Genomic DNA, 6,626 nt, shown 5'->3' on the forward strand with positions numbered 1-6,626 from the left:
TTTTCTCCATAAAAGAGGCGCAAGAGCCTGGATAAGATGGCATTGACCTATTGGCTATTTATTTATTGTCCATCTGGATAATTGACAAGACTTACGCAAAACCTACTACAAATACTGTCATTGCGACGTAAGGAAGCAATTTCAAACCCCACCATTTCGTTAAAATGTATAAGTCCTATAGGTTTTTCATCAGCTTATAAAAGTTCATTCCCCATACCATATTTAGTATGAATAAATGATTTATCAAGAATTATCTCTCTTATCTAGTTTCCATCCATATTTTGTCTTCAATTGTTCCCTTACATACTCCCTAACTACAGGTTGTAAGGTATATTCACCTGCTTTTTGCTCAATCAAAGAACGTGAATCAAGGTTTTCTATTGCTTGCCAAAAATGGCATCTAGAAATATCAGGTAATCTATTTTTGAGATCCGTTATTGTTGTTAGTTCTGAGTTAATTGCCAAATAATACATAATTTGCTGTTCTAATTCTGAAAGACAATTTACTTGCTGCTCTAGTAAAATGTTAATATGATTATTAACTAATAGGGTATTTTCTGCTAGGAATTTTTTAATATCACTATTAAATAAATTAATTATAGTATTAACAACGATTTTGATTTTCAAGGGATTATGTGCATATAAATCGCATAATTCATATTTTTGTGGTTCTGTCCCCAACAATGGTTTTGATTGCAATAAGGAAAAGGCTATTTCTGACGAACCAAGTAATCTTAAACAGCGTACTGAAGATGACCAGTTTTCCATTGCAGTAATTTCACCAGGTTGTATTCGACTGGTGAAAATTAGACAACTTTGATGATTTGTTTCGGCAATTATTTTGATAAAATTACTATATTGAATATCCAGTGTTTTCAAGACTGTTTCTAGGTTATCCAAGATGATGAGACAACGACAGGTACGCAAATAATGGATAACTCGATTGATTTTGGGTTTGCTTTCCTGATGATTGGAAATAAAAGCAAGCATATCAATCATCATCTCATCAAAGGATATAACTGTAGGCAATGAACGCCAAAAAACGTAATCAAATTGATTCTGAATCTGTTGTGCTATTTGGGTAGCTAATGTGGTTTTCCCAACTCCACCCATACCGAATAATCCTACCAAGCGACAACCATCTTCCAAAATCCATGACTGTAGTTGTGTCAGTTCTTGGTTACGTCCATAAAATAAGGGAATATCAATTGCTGTTCCCCAGTCTATAAATTGTTTTTTTTTGAGTATTTACATTTATTCTGGGGGGTGTAGAAATTACTTCAACAGCAGTAGTAGTAATTTCTTGCCAATTCAAATTTAATTTACGACATAACTCTTCAAAATTGGCATAATCAACAGATTTACCAGTGAGGAACTTGCTAACTGTAGTTAAGGACAATCCCGTATCATGAGACAAAGCTTTTTGGTTGGGGTAACCACTTTGTAAAATTGCTACCTTAACTTTATCAATACAGTCATGACGAACTCTCAGTGACCTTGGCATTGATTCTTGTTGGGTATTTTGTTATTTTATGGAAAGTTTATTGCAGTCAATATTAGACATCTCCAGAAATTAAATATGCGTTTTCTTTAACTCTTGTAGAAAAGTTACATGGAACGTCTCTACATTCATACTTGGTTTTTGGTTTCAGCACGGACAAAAATCAAATAGTAGCCCTATAGTTGAATCTATTTGAGCCTAAGTAGGTGAATAGAAAAATTTAAAGGTATGTAACGATATATAAAGTTGTCCCAATGCGAGATTCTGATTGAGTTTCAGCTATTTTACAAAACGCAATATCCCTCGTTTTTATTTTGTTCACCTACTTACCTACTTATTTGACGTATTTCCACGCAAACCAGATTTGTTTCTAAGGATACTAAAATTTAAATTAAACATAACATAACCGCTTCAAAATTATTTTTTATCTATCTAAAGAGATATCTTTTTTGTTTTTACATCCATAAAACGGAATTTGTATGATTAATCAATTATTTCTCTTATTTATCAAAGTCACTATTAAGTCACTATTAAGTCACTTTTTCTCACTACAGAACGCACTTAGCAATGGGATAGGATATTCAGCAATAGTAATTTTTCTTAGTACGGTTTAAAACAATCACGTAAGCAATCTCTCTAATCTATAAGTAGGAATTAACCCTGCTTCCAGAATAAAGATTTTGTTTAGCTTTTGCGGCTCTACCGCTCCCTTTATGATATATTTGGTAAAATATCCCTAAAACCCTGACCGTGATTGGATGTTATGTTTTAATGTTCTCAGAAATAGGCGATTCCTACGGAGCGCTTCGCTATCGCTATTAATTTAGATAAAACCTATATACATCAATGGTTTGGGACATATAAAAGGGATATTTAATCACAAGGGGAGCGGTAGAACCGCCTTTGCTTATCAATCAGAACACTATAATTTTAAGTTAAGGAGTCTGTCATGAATAACTTCAATATTTTACTAAACAATTCATATCAAGTCCTTTTTCCTAATTTAGATAGCATCCTCAATCAAGCGTTACAGAATACATCTCAATATCTCAGTCAATTCCGAGATGATGCAGGGTACACCCAGAAGTTAGAGACTGCCTTTGGTACTGATTTTGATGAGGAAGTTGCTAATCAATTATTTAATACTTTTGCTGAAGATGATTTTAGTGCTGTTCCTACTATTGAGGTTGTAAATAGTAATGATATTAATAGTGCAAATGGAGCTTTTTCTATCACCACAGGTAAGATTTATTTAGCTGCTGAGTTTATCAGCCAAAATGCTGAGAATCTCGATGCTGTTGTGGCTGTGTTGTTGGAAGAAACAGGACATTTTATTGATGCACGGATTAATAAAACAGATGCAACAGGGGATGAGGGTGATATTTTTGCACGGTTGCTACAAGGGAAAAATATAAGTCAGGAAAAGTTGGCGGTTTTACAGGCTGAGGATGATACTGTGACTGTGACTTTGGATGATCAAGAAATTGAGATTGAGCAGGCTATTTCTAATAATATCAATGTTAAGGTTTATATCACTTCAATTACTGTTTCCGAAGAAAATGGAGCTGAGATTAAGTTTAAATATGAAGCCACAATACCCCTTTCCGGTATTGCTGCTAACATTCCAGACATTGATATAAAGTATAATTACTATGTTAGTGCCAATGATGGTTCAACAACAGGAATACAACCGACCGAGCGTACATTTAGACTTAAAAAAGATCAGGAAACTAATACTCTGAATCTGCCAAAAATAGATGGAGAAGATGATAAAATATATGAACCTAAGCAAACCTTCACCTTTGAATTAAAAGAAAGTTCCACGACAACCTCCTCCGCAACCTACAACGTTAAGCTAGATACCAACAATCCTGATCAATATTCTCGTACACTAACCATCGACAATGAACCACTAATCAGCATTGAAAACAATAGTAACTTCACTGAAGGTGGTGGTAATGGCGAATTTATTATTAATTTAGATAAAACTCCACCTCAAAACTTTAACCTTTATTTTCAGGTTGAAGGCACTGCAAAATGGGGTGAAGGTAAAGCTACCAAAAAAGGGTCTGATTATAAACTCATATATCAAGGTTATGACTTAGAAGGAAAAATAATTGATAGCTTTAAAGTAACTTCAAGTCCTAGCGATATTAATACTAATGGCGTTTATAGTATTAGCAATATACCAACAAGTGTCAAACAGATAAAAATTACTGTAGAACAGGTAAATGATGAAGTTTGGGAAGGAAATGAAACTGTAACTATTACCTTACTGGATAATCAGAAAGATTTAGATGCTGAAGGAACTAATAACCTAAATGATGGTTATGGAGTTGATTCTACTAAGGCAACAGCAACAGTAACCATATTTGACAATGAACCCACAGTCACATTAGGGAAAGTCGTTAACCCCACTGAAGGCTTTGGTTTTGGTAGCACTATTGAAGGTTTAGGAGCAGCATTAAACCTCAACAGTAGTAATTCTGTTACAATTCCCAGTAATGATAGCCTAGACCTGAAAAAAACGGGTCAATTTACCCAAGAAGCTTGGATTTTTGCCAATTTAACTGACGATAATCAACATGGGATTTTAGGCTATGAAAACTATCCTAGTATTTGGATTGAAAATCAAACCACAATCAAAGTAGGTATTGATAATAATACATTTTCTGTAGATAATGCTCTTAATCCTAATACTTGGAATCATGTAGCAACTACCTTTGATGGTCAAGAATATAAACTTTATGTCAATGGTGTAGAACTTTATAAAGACACAACTTTCACAAGCACAAATATTTCTGGGACTCAACAATTTACCATTGGTAAAGTTGCTGATAGTGATAACTTTGTCGGTGCTATTGATGAAGTTCGGCTTTGGGATGTGGCACGCACTCAGACAGAAATTCAAAGTTATATGTTAAATTCCCTCAAAGGCAGTGAAGAGGGATTAATTGGTTACTGGCAATTTGAAAAGGATTTTCATGACAAAACTGCTAATGCTAATCATGGTACTGAAACTGCTGTTACTGACCAATTTATTAATAATCCTGCCCCTCAAATTGGCTATGTGGAAGTTAATTTAGATAAGCCCTTTGAAGGTCCACAAGGATTATGGGTAGAATATGATATTACTTCTGATAGTGATGTAGAGCAAAATACAGATTACTTTACCTCACGGACTCGTAGAGTTTCTACCGATATTAATACAGAAAGAAATGGTATTATTATTCCTAAAGGGGAAACCTCAGCCCGAATTTATGTTAGTGCTTTAAATGATGCGATAGTAGAAGGCGATGAAAATATAACCATCACGTTGCGTGAGACTAATTTTGATATTTTTGATGCCAACAAAGATGGAAAGTATGAAATTAGCCAGGAAGAATATGCACCCAGCTTTGAGAATAATCTTAATTTCCCAACCAATAACGATGGTTCTCTTTCTCAAACTGAACGTGATGCCATTGGCTATAACTATAAAGTAGGTACTAATAGTACAGCGACTATCACCATCAAAGATAACCAGGCATATCAAAAAGGACTTATCCTTCTTGATGAATATGGTCAAAGAATTTCAGATAGTAATAAATTAATAGTTGATAAAGACGGTAATGTTACATTCCAAGTCAAATTAACCAGTCAACCTCCCAGTGAAGTAACTCTCAATCTCTCATCCGGTTTAGGAACATTAGACACCACATCTGTAACAATACAATCCAGCGAGTGGGATACTGCTAAATCTGTTACTTTAAGTGGTGTTACTGGAACTAATGTTACTAACGATATTACTGTTAATGTTAATGATCCGAACTATCTCACCACTGGTGTAACTTTCCCCTTCACTAATACTCCATCTGACAAAGTGAGAATTACAGAAGGAAGTGCAGAAGAGGCTATACCTGTAACCCCAGTAGCAACTATCAGTAAATTAAATGATGTTAATGAAGGTGATATACAACCAGGGAGATTTATTATTAATTTAAGTGCGCCGGCTCCGGCTGCTGGGTTGAGTGTTGAGTATCAATTAACAGGAAGTGCAGAAGCAGGAACAGATTACAATTCTATAAATGCCATTAACATCGCTCCTGGAGAAACCAGCGCAGTTCTCCCTATCTATTCCATTAATGATGATATTCTTGAAGGTAATGAACAAGTTACCATAACATTAACGTCAGGATTGGAGCAAACATCAGCTACTCTAAATATTATTGATGATGAAAAAGCAAGGATTCAACTCTCCGATGCTGTTGTTTCTGAATTGTCATTAAGTTTTGGTGGTGGTATTAATGATTATGTAGAAATACCAAAATTCAACAACTTTCCTACAACAGAAATCACATTAGAAGGTTGGTTTAAGAGAACACAAATACAAGGCAGACTCGCACCTTTATTTTCCTATGCGGTAACGGGTGAAGATAACGAGTTACTCCTATTTGAAAATACTGACGGTAAAATTCGATTTGATATTGGTGGTCAAAGAATTGATACAGGCATTACCATCGCAGATGAAGCTTGGCATCATTGGACAGTAACTTGGAGAAGCAGCGATGGTCAAGTATTACTTTATCGTGATGGTGAACAAGTTTTCTCCGGTACTCTTAAGAAAGGATATCAAATCAAAAGCGGGGGTAGTCTTGTCTTAGGACAAGAACAAGATTCCGTAGGTGGTGGTTTTCAAGCCAATCAAACCTATACTGGTTTAATTAAAGAAGTTCGCGTTTGGAATACAATTCGTAGTGCTGAAGAAATAGGGAATAACATCAATCTTCAACTAGAAGGCGATGAAATTGGTTTAGTTAGCTACTACAAAGCTGATGAAGGACAGGGAACAGTATTATTAGATAACACAGCCAATGAAAATAATGGTACTTTGAACAATGGCGTTTCTTGGAGTCCTTCTGAGTACACCTATACAGGAAATTTTGACTCCCTGGTAACTTCTGAACCCTATCCCCGAAGTGGTGATATTCTACAATTGTTTGATGAGGATGGAATCCTGGTTAAAGAAATTCCTATCACCCAGGCAGATATAAATGCAGGTAAGGTAAATATTTCTCCAATCCTTTCATCGTAACTGTTCACACTCCCCCACTAAAAAGGAATTAGGAAGTAACAGGGATAGGAG

Annotated in this window: 3 protein-coding genes; 1 reads left to right on the plus strand and 2 read right to left on the minus strand. The window is 35.1% G+C overall.

All coding sequences use genetic code 11. The annotated features are described in order from the left end of the window. Positions 1-243: 243 nt before the first annotated feature. Both FJR05_RS05145 and FJR05_RS05150 read right to left on the minus strand, forming a co-directional pair. Positions 244-1,248, minus strand: coding sequence for an NB-ARC domain-containing protein (locus FJR05_RS05145; RefSeq protein WP_371416804.1), 1,005 nt, complete (start codon positions 1,246-1,248; stop codon positions 244-246). Then, complete coding sequence (locus FJR05_RS05150; RefSeq protein ID WP_168643125.1) at positions 1,205-1,504, minus strand: helix-turn-helix transcriptional regulator; 300 nt, start codon at positions 1,502-1,504, stop codon at positions 1,205-1,207. The genes FJR05_RS05145 and FJR05_RS05150 overlap by 44 nt, the downstream gene beginning before the upstream one ends. Before the next feature lie 946 nt (positions 1,505-2,450). Here FJR05_RS05150 and FJR05_RS05155 point away from each other — a divergent pair. Then, the gene (locus FJR05_RS05155; RefSeq protein WP_168643127.1) at positions 2,451-6,575 is read left to right on the plus strand and encodes a LamG-like jellyroll fold domain-containing protein; all 4,125 of its coding nucleotides are present in this window, start codon (positions 2,451-2,453) and stop codon (positions 6,573-6,575) included. Positions 6,576-6,626: the final 51 nt, after the last annotated feature.

The sequence above is a fragment of the Dolichospermum sp. UHCC 0259 genome (assembly GCF_009711935.1).
GTDB lineage: Bacteria > Cyanobacteriota > Cyanobacteriia > Cyanobacteriales > Nostocaceae > Dolichospermum.